Source organism: Pseudomonas sp. 18058 (assembly GCF_902706155.1).
Taxonomy (GTDB): domain Bacteria; phylum Pseudomonadota; class Gammaproteobacteria; order Pseudomonadales; family Pseudomonadaceae; genus Aquipseudomonas; species Aquipseudomonas rustica.
This window is the reverse complement of the sequence record NZ_CACSJY010000026.1, coordinates 67724-85055: the sequence shown is the minus strand read 5'-3', so window position 1 is coordinate 85055 and position 17332 is coordinate 67724. Positions and strand designations below refer to the sequence as shown.

The window sequence follows — 17332 nt, the reverse complement described above, 5'->3', positions numbered from 1 at the left end:
GCAGGATCAGCGTGGATGTTCCTCTCGGCGGTTGGACAAGCATTGCGATCACTCCTGTCTGGGTTGGGCAACGGAGTGATTTATGGCTGGAAAGGAGAGGGCTGTCACCTGTCAGATCTGACAGGTGAGGGGTGGTTTCAGATGGACGGTTGGCGTGTCGAGGGCTGGTTTATCTCAGTAATTGCTGGGTATGAGGCTGCCTACGCAACTCTAGGATTTTGCCTACGCACCCAACAGATCCGTCTGCTATTCGGTAGAGGAGGAACGAGGAATGATGTGGTTGCAAGGCAGCCTGGACAGTGGTTGCCAACAGCCAAGGAAGGCGAATGCTTCAAAATAATCGGGAAAACCTGGAACTCGAAAGGCTCCTGAATGAGACACGCAAACTCGTAGCCGAACGTCAAAAGCTTTTGACGGAGGAAAAAAAGCTGAGCAGGGAAGCGAATTTATATCCGCTCGCAATATTAGGGGGGTTGGTGACCGCAATCACTGCCGTAGCAGGCTTCTTTTTCAAGTCTTAAGTACTCGAACCTTCTAACCCAAAAGGACAATCAAAAATGAGCACCTATGACCTAAAAGCCAGAATGGAAGAACTCGAGCGGGAGCACGATGAATGGGCTGAGAGAGTGCGCATCAAGAACAAAGGGGACATGTTACCTGTCTGGGCGATGCTGGCTTTCGGTCTGTTTTGCATGGCAATGGGTTTCATGTTGGGTCGGTTAGTCGGATGAGGTTTTTCCCTCATGCCCGGTGCGATAACTTGCCGAAAAACGACATATCGCGTACTCGTTGACGGCAGTCATTTTCCTAAAAACGACACCCCGCTGATCTGCTCCGCACCACCATTCCTCAGCTAAGTCTTTGCTTCTGCTCATTTATCGCGGAGAATCGCGCCCCTGTTTCGGCCGGAGCATGTCTGTCGGTTTTTTCCGACGCGTCCTGACCGAGTGGCAAGTGACCGGAATGCGGAGATCCGACCGGATGAATGATCAGGCCAATAGCGTCGAAGAGCGCTTTGATGCAGCAGCACCCGCTGAACTTTCGAGCTGGAATCGCCAGGACACCACCTGGATGTTGGGGTTGTTCGGGACGGCCATTGGCGCCGGTACCCTGTATTTGCCGATCAACGCAGGCTTGGGTGGCTTCTGGCCGCTGGTGGTGCTTGCGCTGTTGGCGTTCCCTATGACGTTCTACGCACACCGTGGTCTGACCCGTTTTGTGCTGTCCGGTCGCGAAGGCGCTGACATCACTGAAGTGGTCGAGCAGCATTTCGGCATCAAGGCTGGTGCGCTGATCACGCTGCTGTACTTCTTTGCGATCTTCCCGATTCTGCTGATCTACAGCGTGGGCCTGACCAATACGGTCGCCAGTTTCCTTGAGCATCAATTGCACATCACGCCGCCGCCGCGTGCGCTGATGTCGTTCGTGCTGATTCTTGGCTTACTGGCGGTGGTGCGTTGCGGCCAGGACGCCATCGTCAAGGCGATGAGCCTCATGGTCTATCCGTTTATCGTCGCGCTACTGTTTCTGGGGGTGTACCTGATTCCGCACTGGAACGGCGGCATCCTCACCACTGTTTCGCAGGTACCGCCAGCGTCGGCGCTGCTGCACACGCTGTGGCTGGCGATTCCGGTGATGGTGTTCTCGTTCAATCATTCGCCGATCATTTCGGCGTTTGCGGTGGATCAGAAGCGTCAGTATGGCGTGCATGCCGATGAGCGCAGCTCGCAGATCCTGTTCCGCGCCCATGCGTTGATGGTGCTGATGGTGTTGTTCTTCGTCTTCAGTTGCGTGCTGACGCTGTCGCCGGAGCAACTGGCGGAGGCCAAGGAACAGAACCTGTCGATCCTGTCGTACCTGGCCAACCACTTCAACAATCCGACCATTGAGTTTGCAGCGCCGCTGATTGCATTTGTGGCGATCTCCAAGTCGTTCCTCGGTCACTACATCGGTGCCAGCGAAGGCCTGAAAGGCCTGATCGTGAAGAGTGGCAAGCGTCCGGGCGCCAAGGCACTGGATCGCATTGTGGCGGCGTTCATGCTAGTGATCTGCTGGATCATCGCAACGCTGAACCCGAGCATTCTCGGCATGATCGAAACCGTCGGCGGCCCGGTGATTGCGGCGATTCTGTTCCTGATGCCGATGTACGCGATTCGCAAAGTACCGGCGATGGCGCGCTATCGTGGTCAGGCGTCGAACGTGTTTGTCACGGCGGTGGGTCTGGTGGCGATTTCGGCATTGGTTTACAAGCTGACGATGTAGCGCGGATTCAATCGAAAAGAACCGCTGTGCCTGCCCAGGCACAGCGGTTTTTTTTTGCCAGTGCCTGGCTTGCCAGCGGTTTCTGTAGGAGCCGAGCTTGCTCGCGAAGGCGGTGTATCAGCCAACACCGTTGTTGAATGTTCAACCGATTTCGCGAGCAAGCTCAGCTCCCACAGGGATGGGTTGTGGTGGCGGGCATAAAAAAACGCCGCTCATCTCACGATAGGCGGCGTTTTTTATTGCGTTGTAACGTTAGGCTTGAACGACCGGGATGTTGGCGTTCGCAGCAGCTTCACGGAACTCGGCGATCTGGTCGAAAGACAGGTAGCGGTAGATATCGGCCGCCATGCTGTCGATCTTGCCAGCGTATTCCATGTACTCCTCGACGGTCGGCAGGCGACCCAGGATCGAAGCCACGGACGCCAGCTCGGCCGAAGCCAGGTAGACGTTCGCGCCGTCGCCCAGACGGTTCGGGAAGTTACGGGTCGAAGTGGACACCACGGTAGCGTTCGGCTCTACACGTGCCTGGTTACCCATGCACAGCGAGCAGCCTGGCATTTCCATGCGTGCGCCAGCCTTGCCGTAGATGCCGTAGTAGCCTTCTTCGGTCAGTTGGTGAGCGTCCATCTTGGTCGGCGGCGACAGCCACAGACGGGTTGGCAGCTGACCCTTGACCTGATCCAGCAACTTACCGGCAGCGCGGAAGTGACCGATGTTGGTCATGCACGAACCGATGAACACTTCGTCGATCTTCTCGCCAGCAACGCTGGACAGCAGACGGGCGTCGTCCGGATCGTTCGGCGCGCACAGTACAGGCTCGCTGATTTCGGCCAAATCGATTTCGATGATTTCGGCGTATTCGGCGTCAGCATCGGCTTCCATCAGTTCCGGATTGGCAACCCAGGCTTCCATCGCTTGAGCGCGACGTTCCAGAGTACGCGCATCGCCGTAGCCTTCACCGATCATCCAGCGCAGCAGGGTGATGTTGGAGTTCAGGTACTCGGTGATCGACTCTTTCGACAGCTTGATGGTGCAACCGGCAGCCGAACGTTCGGCCGAGGCGTCGGACAGTTCGAACGCCTGCTCCAGGGTCAGACCTTCCAGACCTTCGATTTCCAGGATGCGGCCGGAGAAGGCGTTTTTCTTGCCTTTCTTCTCGACGGTCAGCAGACCGTTCTGGATAGCGAAGTAAGGAATCGCATGAACCAGGTCACGCAGGGTGATGCCAGGTTTCATTTTGCCTTTGAAACGCACCAGGATCGATTCCGGCATGTCCAGCGGCATAACGCCGGTGGCCGCAGCAAACGCAACCAGACCGGAACCGGCCGGGAACGAAATGCCCATCGGGAAACGGGTGTGCGAGTCACCACCGGTACCGACGGTGTCCGGCAGCAGCATGCGGTTCAGCCACGAGTGGATGATGCCGTCGCCCGGACGCAGGGAAACGCCGCCGCGGGTCATGATGAAGTCAGGCAGGGTGTGGTGGGTGGTCACGTCGATCGGCTTTGGATACGCCGCGGTGTGGCAGAAGGACTGCATCACCAGGTCAGCCGAGAAGCCCAGGCACGCCAGGTCTTTCAGTTCGTCACGGGTCATTGGACCGGTGGTGTCCTGAGAACCCACGGTGGTCATTTTCGGTTCGCAGTAGGTGCCAGGACGGATGCCTTTGCCTTCTGCCAGACCGCACGCCTTGCCGACCATTTTCTGCGCCAGGGTATAACCCTTGGTGCTTTCGATCGGTGCGTCAGGCTTCTTGAACAGGTCGAACGCCGGCAGACCCAGTTCGGCGCGAGCCTTCTCGGTCAGGCCACGGCCGATGATCAGCGGGATACGGCCGCCAGCACGGACTTCGTCCAACAATACCGGGGTCTTCATTTCGAAGGTGGTCAGGACTTCGTCGGTGCCGTGTTTGCAAACTTTGCCAGCATGCGGGTACAGGTCGATCACGTCGCCCATGTTCATGTTGGATACGTCGAACTCGATTGGCAGTGCGCCGGCATCTTCCATGGTGTTGTAGAAGATCGGAGCGATTTTGCTGCCGAAGCAGAAACCGCCAGCGCGCTTGTTCGGCACGTAAGGAACGTCGTCGCCGAAGAACCACAGAACCGAGTTGGTTGCGGATTTACGCGAGGAACCGGTACCGACCACGTCACCGACGTAGGCGATCGGGAAGCCTTGACCGCGCATTTCTTCGATCTGCTTCATCGGGCCGATGGCGCCCTGCTGATCAGGAACGATGCCGTCGCGAGCCATTTTCAGCATGGCCAGGGCGTGCAGCGGGATGTCTGGACGCGACCAGGCATCGGGAGCAGGGGACAGGTCGTCGGTGTTGGTTTCGCCGGTAACCTTGAACACGCGCAGGCTGATCTTGTCGGCCAGAGTCGGGCGGTTTTTGAACCACTCGCCGTCAGCCCAGGATTGCAGCACGGCTTTAGCGTGAACGTTACCGTTCTTGGCTTTTTCCGCGACGTCGTGGAACGCATCGAACATCAGCAAGGTGTGCTTGAGTTGCGCGGCCGCGACTGGCGCCAGTTCGGCGTCGTCCAGCAGGTCAACCAGGGTCACGATGTTGTAGCCGCCCTGCATGGTGCCGAGCAGTTCTACAGCGCGTTTTTTGTCCAGCAGAGGGGAGGAAACTTCGCCCTTGGCCAGTGCAGACAGGAAGCCGGCTTTTACATAGGCCGCTTCGTCCACGCCTGGTGGAATGCGATTGGTGATCAGGTCAACGAGGAATTCTTCTTCGCCAGCCGGAGGGTTTTTCAGCAGCTCGACCAGGCCTGCTGTTTGTTCGGCGTTAAGCGGCTGGGGAACGATACCCAGGGCTGCACGCTCTTCGATATGTTTGCGGTAGGCTTCAAGCACAGTTATTACCCTCATCAGTGGTCCCAAATGGGTGTCCGGGACGCTCATCCCGAAATGGCCGTACTCATGCGCTGCGTGGCGTTGTGGGCCACTTAGCCAGAATTACCGACCATTCCTTACAGAAGCTGCTTTCAAAGTTTTACGCCTGCAGAACGGGGAGCTGATGAGGGTTGGCGTTGGGCTTTTCCCCGCTGGAAAAACCCTTCGCCAACACCGCTCTGAAGGAACGACTGTGCTCGTGACGCTTTGAAAACAGCTTCTAACGGACATTGGCGCCTTAAAAGGCTGGCTGATTCTACGGCAAAAAAAATTTAAAGGTAAGTTCACCCCTGAACTTTGAGGGGTGATGAATGTTAGACAAAGGGCTAACATGCCGACCTGTTCCGCGTTTCAGTGCCTTTGCCTACTTTATGCCCAATCAGACCATCAAGACCCCCTGCGTCGGCCTCTGCTCCACTGTTTACGGTGATCTGGTGTGCCGTGGCTGCAAGCGTTTCCACCACGAAGTGATCCATTGGAATGGGTACAACGAGGAGGAAAAACGTGCGGTGTGGTTGCGACTGGAGCAATTGCTGTCACAAGTGATGGCGGGCAAGGTCGAGATTTTCGATTCGGCGCGTCTGCGCGAGCAGCTCGAACAGCGCAAGATCCGCTTCGTGCCGCATCAATCGGAATATTGCTGGGCGTATCAGCTGATTGCCCGGGGGGCGCGGGTGATCATTAATCTCGACGCGTACGGGATGGTGCTGCTGCCGGAGTTTCGCGAGTGGAATCTGCCGGAATTGCGCGATGCCATTGATCGGGAATTTTTCCTGCTGTCGGAAGCGCATTATCAGCGCTACATCGCCCCCGGATTCCTCAAAGACGCCTTTGGCGCCTGAAGATCAAAAACTTCGCGAGCAAGCCCGCTCCCACATTGGATTGATGTCGTTCACAAAACCAATGTGGGAGCGGGCTTGCTCGCGAATGGGCCGGTTCAGGCGCTACATTTCTTAATGTTTCACCGCCAACTCCACCAGATGATCCTCAACCTCCTGCGGTTTGAGCACCAGCACATCACTCTCCAGCTCATCCAGCACCACTTCCGCCGTATTGCCGATCAGCGCCCCTGACAATCCGGTGCGCGCCACCGTGCCAATCACGGTCACCGCCGCCTGCAGCTTGTGCGCCATAAACGGTATCAACACATCCGCCGGGCCTTCTTCGATGTGCAGATGCTCGTCATCAATATCAAATTCCGCCTGAAACGCCCGGCATTGCTCGCGATAGCGCGCTTCGATGGTTTCGCTGAGCTGGAACGTCGGATCCGCCGCCGACAGCATCGGCGAGGGATGCGCCGCGATCACATGCAGATGCGCCTTGGCCAGCGCGGCGATGTCGTAGCCGTGATCAATGATCGTATTGTGCAAATGCCGGTGCTCGCCATCGGCATTGCCGACATCAACCGCCGCCAGAATCACTCGGTCTTTCCACGAGGTCGACGTTTTCACCAGCAGCACCGGGGTAGGGCAGTGGCGCAGCAGTTTCCAGTCCGCTGGGGTCAGCAGGGCTTTTTTCAGTGAGCTGTCCGGGAAATGCTGTTTGATCACCAGCCCGCAACCCTCGGCCTGCTGCACATCGATGATGGTTTCGTGCAGGCTCTCGTTCCACGCCTGTTCGGTGGTGGCGCTGTAACCGTCCGCCAGTAGCGCGGCTTTGAGCACGCCGAGCATGCCGGCGTGGTCGTGCTTCTTGTCGCAGACCAGGAGGTGCAGATGGGCCTGGGTCACGCCCGCGATCAACTTGGCGCGCTTGAGCGCCAGGCTTTCCGAATGTTCGGGTTCGATGACCACCAGAATGCTGCGAATGGCTTGCATGAGCGGAGTCTCCAGCAAAGAAAAGGCACGGCGTTGCACAACTATAGTTGCTGCCAGAACGTGCGCGACTTGATGCATATCAACGCCAGCCGCTGGTGGTCTGCGGACAGGCCGGTATAATCGGCGCCCTTCGCTCGAACACCTTTACCGTGAGCCCCATGATCCTTCCCGAAATCCACGAATTCCTTGGCTGCCGCACTCCCGACGCTTGGGTTCAGGCTGCACTGGCCGATCAGGAAACCCTGCTGATCGACCACAAGAACTGCGAGTTCAAGGCCGCCAGTACCGCGCTGAGCCTGATAGCCAAGTACCATTCCCACGTCGACCTGATCAACATGATGTCGCGGCTGGCCCGGGAAGAACTGGTGCACCACGAACAAGTCATGCGCCTGATGAAGCGTCGCAAGATCGAACTGCGCCAGCTCCACGCCGGCCGATACGCGTCGAGCCTGCGCAAAGTAGTGCGCAGTCATGAGCCGGTGAAACTGGTGGATACGCTGGTGGTGGGCGCGTTTATTGAGGCGCGCAGTTGTGAGCGTTTTGAAGCGCTAGTGCCGCATCTGGACGAAGAACTCGGCAAGTTCTACTTTGGCCTGCTGAAAAGCGAGGCGCGGCATTTTCAGGGGTATCTGAAGCTGGCTTATCAGTACGGTGATGCCAAGGATGTTGAGCAGGTGATCGTGCGGGTTCGTGCGGCGGAGCAAGAGTTGATTGAATCGCCGGATGAAGAATTCCGCTTTCACAGTGGTGTGCCTGTAAACCGTTGAGATCAAAAGATCGCAGCCTTCGGCAGCTCCTACAGGGGAAACGCATTCCAAATGTAGGAGCTGCCGAAGGCTGCGATCTTTTGCGTGTGATTGTTAAAAACTCTTAAGAGTATGAAACATCACCGATAACCGGCTTCCGCCCGCGAATGCCGCCATAATGTCGACCACTTCACACATGGGTTGGCAGACGGTCGTTATGGATAACCTGGGTTTCGGCAAAGTCCTTCTGGTGGAAGACGACGAGCGTCTCGCGGCGCTGATCGCCCACTTCCTCGAACAACACGGCTACGAAGCGCGCACGGTGCACCGTGGCGATCTGGCCGTGGCCGCTTTTCTTGAATTCAAACCGAAAGTGGTGGTGCTCGACCTCATGCTGCCGGGGCAGAGCGGTCTGCACGTGTGTCGCGAAATTCGCAGCGTGTCGGACACACCAATCGTCATTTTGACCGCCAAGGAAGACGACCTCGACCACATTCTCGGTCTGGAATCCGGTGCCGACGACTACGTGATCAAACCGATCAAACCACCGGTGCTGCTTGCCCGCTTGCGCGCGTTGCAACGCCGTCAGGTGCCGGACAGCAGCGTGGTGAGTTCGCTGGAGTTTGGTCAGTTGAGCATCGACCGCAGTTGCCGCGAGGTACGTCTGGCCGGTGAGATCATCGAAATGACCACCATGGAATTCGAACTGCTGTGGTTGCTCGCCAGCGCTGCCGGCAAGATTCTTTCCCGTGACGACATCCTCAACCGCATGCGCGGGATTGCCTTCGACGGGCTTAACCGCAGCGTCGATGTGTACATCAGCAAACTGCGCAACAAACTCAAAGACAATCCGCGTGAGCCGGTGTGCATCAAGACCGTGTGGGGCAAGGGTTATCTGTTCAATCCGTTTGCCTGGGAGCTGTAGATGCTGCGCTTATTTCTCGGGCTGTTTCTGGTGATGACGGTGGGGCTGGTGCTGGCCTTGCAGACGGTCGAACACACCTTTAACGCCTTGCTCGACAACCAGATGCAGGCCTACAACCGTGAAGCGGTGCGCGGGCAGGCGTGGTCGCTGGTCGAGCACATGCGCGATCAACATGGCGAAGCGCGCGAGCAGCAGCTTGAGGCGTTGCGTCCGCACTATGGCCTGTCGTTGGGGCTGGTCGAAGCCGATCAACTGAAACTGACCGACGAAGAAAAATCAGAGCTCGCGCAGAATCTGTTGGTGATCCGCGACAACTACACGCAATTCATCAGCAACATTGACGGTGGCTCGCAGTTGCTCAGCATCAAGCTGCCGCCCGAGCCGAGCCTGATGCCGTTCTACATCACGGCGGCGTACATGATGCTGGCGGTGCTGATCGGCATCGTGTTGTTCTTCTGGGTGCGCCCGCACTGGCGCGATCTGGAGAAGCTGCGGCTGGCCGCTGAGCGTTTTGGCGATAACGATTTGTCGGTGCGTATCCAATTGTCGAAGCGCTCGAACATTCGTGATCTGGCGGAACACTTCAACCTGATGGCCGCGCGCATCGAAGGCCTGATCGCCAATCAGCGCGAGCTGACCAACGCGGTGTCTCACGAACTGCGCACGCCGATTGCGCGGTTGTCGTTTGAGCTTGATCAACTCAAGCAGCAACCGGACGCCAGCCAGAGTCGTGAGCTGATTGCGGATATGTACGCCGACCTTGGCGAGCTGGAGGAAATGGTCTCCGAGCTGCTGACTTACGCCAGCCTTGAGCGCGGTGCGACGGTGATCAAACGCGAGAACATTCAGGCGACCAACTGGCTCGACAGCGTTGTCGGCAGCGTCGCGCTGGAGGCGGAAGCGGCGGGCGTGCAGTTGCTGATTGGTGAATGCCGGCTTGACACGGTGCGCATCGAACCACGGTTTATGGCGCGGGCGGTGATCAACCTGCTGCGCAACGCGATTCGTTATGCCGAGCAAAAAGTCGAAGTGACGCTGGTGCGCACCGGGGATTATTACGAGGTGCGGGTCAACGACGATGGGCCGGGCGTGCCGCTGGAAGGGCGGGAGAAGATTTTCGAACCGTTCTCGCGGCTGGATGCCAGTCGGGATCGGCGCACGGGTGGATTCGGTTTGGGCCTGGCGCTGGTACGGCGCGTGTCGCAATCACATGGCGGACAGGTTGAGGTTGGGGAGTCGCCTTGGGGTGGGGCGTCGTTTCGGATGACGTGGGCACATCTGGATTGATTCGCGGTGGTGGTCAAGGCCTCTTCGCGAGCAAGCCCGCTCCCACATTTGAAATGCATTCCCCCCGTGGGAGCGGGCTTGCTCGCGAAAGCGTCAGCCCATTCAAAACAACGCTGACTGAACCACCGCTATCGCTGGCAAGCCAGGCTCCCACAGGAATTTGTGGTGTTACCAGAGTCTCAGCCACCCCTCAAAACCTGTAGGAGCGGGCTTGCTCGCGAAGGCGTCAGCCCAGTCAAAACAACGCTGACTGACCCACCGCCATCGCTGGCAAGCCAGGCTCCCACAGGAATTTGTGGTATTGCCAGAATCTCAGCCACCCCTCAGAACCTGTGGGAGCGGGCTTGCTCGCGAAGGCGTCAGCCCAGTCAAAACAACGCTGACTGACCCACCGCCATCGCTGGCAAGCCAGGCTCCCACAGGAATTTGTGGTATTGCCAGAATCTCAGCCACCCCTCAGAACCTGTGGGAGCGGGCTTGCTCGCGAAGGCGTCAGCCCAGTCAAAACAACGCTGACTGACCCACCGCCATCGCTGGCAAGCCAGGCTCCCACAGGAATTTGTGGTATTGCCAGAATCTCAGCCACCCCTCAGAACCTGTGGGAGCGGGCTTGCTCGCGAAGGCGTCAGCCCAGTCAAAACAACGCTGACTGACCCACCGCCATCGCTGGCAAGCCAGGCTCCCACAGGAATTTGTGGTATTGCCAGAATCTCAGCCACCCCTCAGAACCTGTGGGAGCGGGCTTGCTCGCGAAGGCGTCAGCCCAGTCAAAACAACTCTGACTGACCCACCGCTATCGCGAGCAGGCTCACTCCTACATGGGTTATCTGTCCTGTCCAAATATTGTAGGCACCACCAAACCCTGTAGGAGTGAGCCTGCTCGCGATGAGGCCAGCCCTGAAAAAACCAATTCAGCCCTGGATCAAAAATCCCACTTCGTCGTCAGCATCACATTGCGTGGCTCGCCGTAGAACGTGGTGTCGAAGTTGCCCAGCCCCGTCAGGTACTGTTTGTCGAACACGTTGTTGGCATTCACCGTGAAGCTCAGGTTTTCGTTGTACTGATAGCGCGTCATCAGGTCGACGAGGGTGTAGCCGCCTTGCTTGATGCGCGTGTAATCGCCGGCCGGGGCGCTGTAGATGTTGCCGTAGAACGCGCTCTGCCAGCTCACGCCGCCGCCAACGGTGACCTTGTCCAGCACACCGGGCAGTCGATAGGTGGTGAAGGTGCGCACCACATGTTCCGGCTTGGTGGTCGACAGTGGATAACCGTAGATGCGCTGCTCATCGGCATCGCGGGTGCGCGCGTAGGTGTAGCCGGCGGAGATGTTCCAGCCCTCGGCCAGTTCGCCGGCCAGTTCCAGTTCCACGCCTTGGGTGGTCGCGCCGTCGATGGATTTGTAGATGCCTTCGTTGGTCACCGGGTTGGTGCCGATCGATTCGGCGACGCCGTCCTGTTCGATGCGGAAGAACGCCAGCGCGGCATTCAATCGACCGTCGAAATACGCCGCTTTCAAGCCTGCCTCATAGCTGTCGCCTTCGACCGGGGCAAGGGTCGAACCGTTGATGTCCTTGTAGGTTTGCGGCTGGTAGATGCTGGTGTAACTGGCGTACAGCGAGTAGGTGTCGTTGAGGTCGTAGACCAGCCCGGCGTAAGGCGTGACCACGCCGTGTTCCTTGTAACTGGCGTGGGTATCGTCCAGCCCGGCGCCGGGGATGTAGCCGTAATCTTCGTTGTATTTGAAGGTGCTCAAGCGGCTGCCGAGGATCACCGACAGATCATCGGTCGGGTGCAGGCGCGTGGCCAGGTACACACCGTTCTGGCTTTGGGTGCGCTCGTATTTACCGTTCTTCGGGAATTGCTGTTTCGGCAGTTCACCGTTCCAGTCGTAAATGCTCCCCGGTACTTGCGAGAAGGCGCTGGTGTCGTAGGTCGAGCCGGTCTGGCGCGAGTGCGCGGTCATCACGCCGGTAATCAGCTCATGCTCGCGACCGCCCAAGGTGAACGGGCCGGAGACGTTGACGTCGGCGGTGTTCTGCACGCGATGACCTTCCCAGCGGCCCCAATACAAGAACATGCCTTCACCGGTGGCGCGATCAGGATTGCCACCGCTGGCCGAGGCGAGTTGCGTATCGTGATCGGTAGTTTTCTGGTCGAGGCTGACCTTGAATTTCCAGTCATTCGCCAGCGCCTGCTCCAGCGAGGCGAAGTAGGTGATGTTGTCGAAATCGCGGCGGCTCCAGTCAGCACCGGAGTTGAAATGACGCGGGAATTCGGTGCGGCCGCCATCGCTGAAGTACACCGGGTTGCCAGTCCAGGAACTGCCGCGCGGCGTGGTGCTGGATTTGTCGATGCCGAAGGTCAGCAGGGTGTCGTAGGTCAGGTCGGCTTCGAGGATGCCGTAGAACAGGTCTTTCTTCTGGCTGTAGTGATCGAGGTAGGAATTCTTGTCCGAATAGGCACCGACAAAACGCCCGCGCACGTTGCCCGAATCGGTCAGTGACCCGGAGATATCGCCGACGGTGCGATAGGCATCCCACGAACCGACGGTGCCGCTAATTGACGCTTTGAATTCCTTGGTCGGCTTCTTGCGGATCAGATTGACGGTGGCCGATGGATCGCCGTTACCGGTCATGAGGCCGGTCGCGCCTTTGATCACTTCGACGCGATCAATGCTCGCGGCGTCGTCACCGTTGTTCGGGTTTTCGCCGTACACACCGTCGTACGGAATGTTTACGCCGTCGTACTGGAAGTTAGTGATAGCGAAGCCGCGCGCGGAAAACTCAGTGCGGTCGCTGTCGTACTTTTGCGTGGAAATGCCGGGGGTGTTGCGCAGTGCATCACCGACACTTTGCACGCCGCGATCGTCCATTTGCTGGCGGGTGATGACCGTGACCGATTGCGGTGTTTCGCGAATCGACAGCGGTAAGCCGGTGGCCGAGGACGTTGCGCCGGTGGTGTAGGAATGGGTGTCTTCGGTGACCGCACCGAGGCCTTGCGCGGAAATATTGGTGGCGCCCAGTTGCAGGGCTTCATCGGTTCTGGCGACGGTTTCAGCGGCGTGCGCGTGGAGGCTCAGCAGGGCCAGCGCCAACGGGCACAAGGCAAAACGAAAACGGACGTGCGACATGGAGATCCCTTTGCATCGAATCGATCGGTAGTTGAAGTGCTTCTGAGGGGTTAACCGAACGAGAACGGCAAAGGGGAACTGCGTTGATCAAAAAAATCCGGGCCAGTGGAAATCATCAATGTGGGAGCGGGCTTGCTCGCGAAGACGGAGTGTCAGACGACTCAAACTGCGCCTGGAGTACCGCTTTCGCGAGCAAGCCCGCTCCCACAAGGGATCTGTGTTTATCTGTAGTTTCAGCGAGATAAACTCAAGCGTTCATGCCACTGCGCAATGGATTCTTCTGGGTAGACGTCGAACTGCTTGTCCTTGGCTTTGGCGTCGACTTCGACCCACGGCGCCTTCGAGCCGAGCATCAAATGCGTGTGTTCCGGTGGTACCGGCAACGCGGTGTCGATGGCCGAGGCGAACGGGTGGATCAGCTCCGGCCACTCCGGGCTAAACAGCCACAAACCGCTGCCGCACAATGCGCAGAAATGCCGTTCCGCGGTGCTGCGGTGGGCGCGTTTTTCGCCTGGGTCTTTCATCTTCGCGTGGTAGATGGTGATGTTCTTGCGACCCTGCACCTTGAGCGTGGTCGCGTCGCCGCCGAGGTTGATCGCGTAACCGCCGCCGCCCTGGGTTTTGCGGCAGATCGAGCAGTAGCAGCGTTGATACGGATAGGGGTGGGCGCTGGTCAGGCTGAACGTGACCGCGCCGCAGTGGCAGGAGCCTTCGAGGTGCATGATGGGGGCCTCCGGTTGGCTGGGATGGTTCGGGTTAGCCTAGAAGAGTTGTGGTGAATGTGCCGCCGCCTTCGCGAGCAAGCCCGCGCCCACAATTTGAAATGCATTCCCCTGTAGGAGCTGCCGAAGGCTGCGATCTTTTGACTTTGGTTGGTCAAACAAGACCAAAAGATCGCAGCCTGCGGCAGCTCCTACTGGACTGGCGCAGTCCGGCCGGTCAGCATGTCCGCCTAAAAACAGGGATCAACAACCCATGCGACGACTCCCCTCACTGGCCGCCCTGCGAACCTTCGAATGCGCCGCTCGTCACGCGCACTTCGGCCGCGCCGCCGCCGAACTGTGCGTCACCGACAGCGCCGTCAGCCACCAGATCCGCCAGCTCGAAGAACAACTCGGCGTCTCTCTGTTCATCCGCGAAGGCCGGCAAATCCGCCCGACCATCGCCGCTGGCCGCCTGATGCAAAGCCTGCAGCAAGCTTTCGAATTGATCGGCGACGCCTGCGATGAGTTGCGCGATCCATCCTCGCTGGCCGTGCTGCGTTTGGCCGTCACCGCCGAACTTGCGCAAAAATGGCTGATGAGCCGCCTCACCGATTTCTACGCGCGCTACCCCCACATCACGTTGCACCTCTACGAACAACCAATCGACGCCAGCGGCCCCGGCGAAGACATCGACCTCGCCATCACCTACGGCACCGGCCCGGTCGACAGCAGCGCTTACTTCGTTCGACCGTTGCCGGCGCTGCAATTCTTCCCGGTGTGCAGTCCCGGCCTGTTCAACCAGGGCACGCTTAAAACCCCCAAGGATCTGGCCCGCCACTGCCTGCTGCATGACGATCAGGACGGCAAGACTTGGACGGCGTGGCTGACGAGTCACGCCGGCGATCAGCGTCCGCAACGTCAGTTGTATTTCGCTCACGCGGGTTTGGCGCTGGAAGCCGCGGCGCAAGGGCAGGGCGTGGCGATGGGCGACAACCTCACCGCGCAGGAAGATTTGCAGAGCGGGCGCCTGGTGCGGCCATTTACCTCCAGCATGACTGCGCTCGGCCAATACGCGCTGGTCTGTGAACGGGTGCGCATGGAGCGTCCGGCGGTGGCGCAGATGCTTGAATGGTTCAACGATCAGCTCGCTGATTGATGAGTTGAATTCAACTGTCCCGCAATATTCATCGTTGGCGGGCCCTCCGCCAACGCCCGTACCGTGTGGTCATTCCCATCGCGAAGACGAGGTTTGACCATGGCACGTTTGCTCGACTCCACCCCTAAACACGACGGCTTCCGTCTGCCCGGCGAATTCGAAAGCAAGTCCGGCTGCTGGCTCGGCTGGCCTGAGCGCACTGACGTCTGGCGCAACGGTGCCAAGCCTGCGCAGAAAGTCTGGGTGCAGATCGTTACCGCCATCTCCCACAGCGAACCGGTCACCGTTTGCGCCTCCGCTGCACAATTTGCCACGGCCCGTCGCCAGTTGCCGCCGCAAGTGCGCGTGGTCGAGATGACCTGCAACGACACCTGGTTCCGCGACAGTGGCCCGTGCTTTGTGGTCAATGATCAGAGTGGCGAAGTGCGCGGCGTTGATTTCGAATTCAACGCTTACGGCGGCCTCGACGGCGGCCTCTATTACCCGTGGGACAAAGACGATCAGATCGCCAGCAAAATCCTCGAAATCGAACGTTTCGACCGTTACCGCGCACCGTTGATTGCTGAACTCGGCGGCATCCAGAGCGACGGTCAGGGCAGCATCCTCACCACCGAACAATGCTTGCTCAACCGTAATCGCAATCAGCATCTGGGCAAAGACGAAGTCACCCGCCGACTTACCGATTACCTCGGCGCCGAACAAGTGATCTGGCTGCCCCGCGGCTGCAAGTTCGATGAAACCGACGGCCACGTCGACGATCTCGCCTGCTTCGTCCGCCCCGGTGAAGTGGTGCTGCAATGGACCGACAATCGCGACGATCCGCAGTGGGAAATCTATCAAGAGGCCTACGACATTCTGCGCAGCACCCGCGACAGCCGTGGCCGTGAACTGATCGTGCACAAACTGCCGCAACCGGACGTGCTCGAATGGACCGCCGAAGAAGCCGAAGGACTGGATCAGCAGGACAGCACCCACACCCGTCAGGCCGGCACGAAAATCTGCGCGTCGTACATCAACTATTACGCCGGCAACAGCTCGATCGTGGTGCCGCTGTTTGGTGATCGTCAGGACAAAGTCGCGATGGCGACGCTGGCCGAACTGTTCCCGCAGCACAAGATCGTCGGTATTGAAAACTCCCGGGAAATTCTCCTTGGCGGCGGTAACGTGGCGTGCATCACCATGCCGCAATACGCCGGCACCCTTGACCATAAGAAGGGAGCGTGACCATGCGCCTGCACAAACTGACTCAAGCGTTATTGCTGGTGCTTGCACCCTTGTGTGTGCAGGCCGCCGACACCGCCAAACCAGTGGTTAACCTATACATCTGGGGCGAATACCTGGCCCCGGACACCTTAAAGAATTTCGAGGCGAAAACCGGCATTCATGTGGTTGCCGATCATTTCGATTCGCTGGAAACCGTCGAAACCAAACTGCTCACCGGGCGCAGTGGCTACGACTTGGTGCTCACCGCTGGGCAGCATCTGTCGCGAGCCATCGAAAGCGGTGCGATCCAGCCGCTGGACAAGGCGCGGGTGCCGCACTTTGCGGGCGTCGGGGAAGAATTCCGTCAGCACATGGCGGTGTTCGATCCGGGCAATCGTTACGCCGGAATTTACGCGTGGGGCACCACAGGCGTGGGCTATCAGGAGGAGGCGGTAAAAAAGCGTTTGCCCGATGCGCCGAAGGACAGTTGGGCGATGTTATTCGATCCGGCGGTGGTGTCGAAATTCGCCGACTGCGGGGTGAGCCTGCTCAATGATCCGAATGAAGTGTTTGCGGCGGTCATGAAGTACATGGGCCTGGACATCAACCGGCAGAATCTCGATGACCTGAAACTCGCCGAGCAACAACTGGCGAAGATTCGTCCGTATATTCGCTACTTCGACAATGACCTGAACATCAGCGATCTGGCCAACGGCAACACCTGCGTGGCGATGTCGTGGAACGGCAACGTGGCGATTGCCGCTGGGCAGGCGGAGGCGGCGAACAAGCCGTTCAAGCTCAGTTACCGGATTCCGAAAGAAGGCACCTTGATCTGGTTTGACGCGATGGTGATCCCCAAGGATGCACCGCATCCCGAAGCCGGGCTGGCGTTGATGGATTATCTGATGACGCCTGAGGTGATGGCGCCAATTACTGACACCATCCATTACGCCAATGCGATCACGGCGGCGGATGGTTTGGTGGATGCATCGATTCGCAATGATCCGGGGACGTATCCCTCGGCTGAAGTGCGGGCTACGTTGTATAGCAAGAATGACAATGGCAAGGCGTTTAACCGGGCGTTGATTCGGGCGTTTAGCCGGTTGAAGTCAGGGCTCTGAGATTTGTGTTGGATGTCCCGACGCCTTCGCGAGCAAGCTCTGCTCCTACATTGGGATGCATGCCCCTGTAGGAGCAAAGC

At 58.7% G+C, this 17332-nt stretch carries 14 protein-coding genes; 10 read left to right on the top strand and 4 right to left on the bottom strand.

Features of this window, described 5'->3' with window-relative positions; genetic code table 11:
* The 3 genes from GVL50_RS28825 to GVL50_RS15915 all read left to right on the top strand — a co-directional run.
* Positions 1 to 372 (top strand): hypothetical protein (locus GVL50_RS28825; RefSeq protein WP_218586043.1); only part of this gene is annotated, 372 nt, incomplete at its 5' end.
* A 185-nt stretch (positions 373 to 557) separates the two neighbouring features.
* Positions 558 to 731 carry a hypothetical protein gene (locus GVL50_RS28770; RefSeq protein ID WP_178124195.1) on the top strand — a complete coding sequence of 58 codons (174 nt, stop codon included), beginning with the start codon at positions 558 to 560 and terminating at the stop codon, positions 729 to 731.
* A gap of 250 nt (positions 732 to 981) precedes the next feature.
* On the top strand, positions 982 to 2262 hold the full coding sequence (locus GVL50_RS15915) for an HAAAP family serine/threonine permease (protein ID WP_159814140.1): 1281 nt from the start codon (positions 982 to 984) through the stop codon (positions 2260 to 2262).
* Positions 2263 to 2514: 252 nt separating this feature from the next.
* On the opposite strand, the gene acnB is transcribed toward GVL50_RS15915, so the two are convergent.
* Complete coding sequence (gene acnB / locus GVL50_RS15910) at positions 2515 to 5124, bottom strand: bifunctional aconitate hydratase 2/2-methylisocitrate dehydratase (RefSeq protein WP_159814152.1); 2610 nt, start codon at positions 5122 to 5124, stop codon at positions 2515 to 2517.
* Between the two features lie 410 nt (positions 5125 to 5534).
* Here acnB and GVL50_RS15905 point away from each other — a divergent pair, with 410 nt between their 5' ends.
* Positions 5535 to 6005, top strand: coding sequence for a DUF1289 domain-containing protein (locus tag GVL50_RS15905; RefSeq protein WP_159814138.1), 471 nt, complete (start codon positions 5535 to 5537; stop codon positions 6003 to 6005).
* Between the two features lie 111 nt (positions 6006 to 6116).
* Here GVL50_RS15905 and GVL50_RS15900 read toward each other — a convergent pair whose 3' ends face one another.
* Positions 6117 to 6980, bottom strand: coding sequence for a universal stress protein (locus GVL50_RS15900; RefSeq protein ID WP_053121342.1), 864 nt, complete (start codon positions 6978 to 6980; stop codon positions 6117 to 6119).
* Positions 6981 to 7138: 158 nt separating this feature from the next.
* Between GVL50_RS15900 and GVL50_RS15895 the strand changes: the two genes are divergently transcribed.
* From GVL50_RS15895 to GVL50_RS15885, 3 genes are all read left to right on the top strand, one after another.
* Positions 7139 to 7747 (top strand): tRNA-(ms[2]io[6]A)-hydroxylase, encoded by a 609-nt coding sequence (locus GVL50_RS15895; RefSeq protein WP_159814136.1) that lies wholly within the window; start codon positions 7139 to 7141, stop codon positions 7745 to 7747.
* 196 nt (positions 7748 to 7943) lie between these two features.
* Positions 7944 to 8651 (top strand): winged helix-turn-helix domain-containing protein, encoded by a 708-nt coding sequence (locus GVL50_RS15890; protein ID WP_159814150.1) that lies wholly within the window; start codon positions 7944 to 7946, stop codon positions 8649 to 8651.
* A complete protein-coding gene (locus tag GVL50_RS15885) occupies positions 8652 to 9938 on the top strand; it encodes an ATP-binding protein (RefSeq protein ID WP_159814134.1) in 1287 nt (428 codons plus the stop codon).
* 922 nt (positions 9939 to 10860) lie between these two features.
* Here GVL50_RS15885 and GVL50_RS15880 read toward each other — a convergent pair.
* Both GVL50_RS15880 and GVL50_RS15875 read right to left on the bottom strand, forming a co-directional pair.
* On the bottom strand, positions 10861 to 13068 hold the full coding sequence (locus tag GVL50_RS15880; protein ID WP_159814132.1) for a TonB-dependent siderophore receptor: 2208 nt from the start codon (positions 13066 to 13068) through the stop codon (positions 10861 to 10863).
* A gap of 233 nt (positions 13069 to 13301) precedes the next feature.
* Positions 13302 to 13790: a GFA family protein gene (locus tag GVL50_RS15875; protein WP_159814130.1), complete on the bottom strand. Its 489-nt coding sequence runs from the start codon at positions 13788 to 13790 to the stop codon at positions 13302 to 13304.
* A gap of 253 nt (positions 13791 to 14043) precedes the next feature.
* On the opposite strand from GVL50_RS15875, the gene GVL50_RS15870 reads away from it, so the two are divergent.
* The 3 genes from GVL50_RS15870 to GVL50_RS15860 all read left to right on the top strand — a co-directional run bounded on the left by GVL50_RS15870 (position 14044) and on the right by GVL50_RS15860 (position 17252).
* A complete protein-coding gene (locus tag GVL50_RS15870) occupies positions 14044 to 14928 on the top strand; it encodes a LysR substrate-binding domain-containing protein (RefSeq protein WP_159814128.1) in 885 nt (294 codons plus the stop codon).
* Between the two features lie 99 nt (positions 14929 to 15027).
* Positions 15028 to 16152: an agmatine deiminase gene (gene aguA, locus GVL50_RS15865; protein WP_053121329.1), complete on the top strand. Its 1125-nt coding sequence runs from the start codon at positions 15028 to 15030 to the stop codon at positions 16150 to 16152.
* Between the two features lie 2 nt (positions 16153 to 16154).
* Entirely contained in the window at positions 16155 to 17252 is a 1098-nt protein-coding gene (locus GVL50_RS15860) for an extracellular solute-binding protein (protein ID WP_159814126.1), read from the top strand.
* Positions 17253 to 17332: the final 80 nt, after the last annotated feature.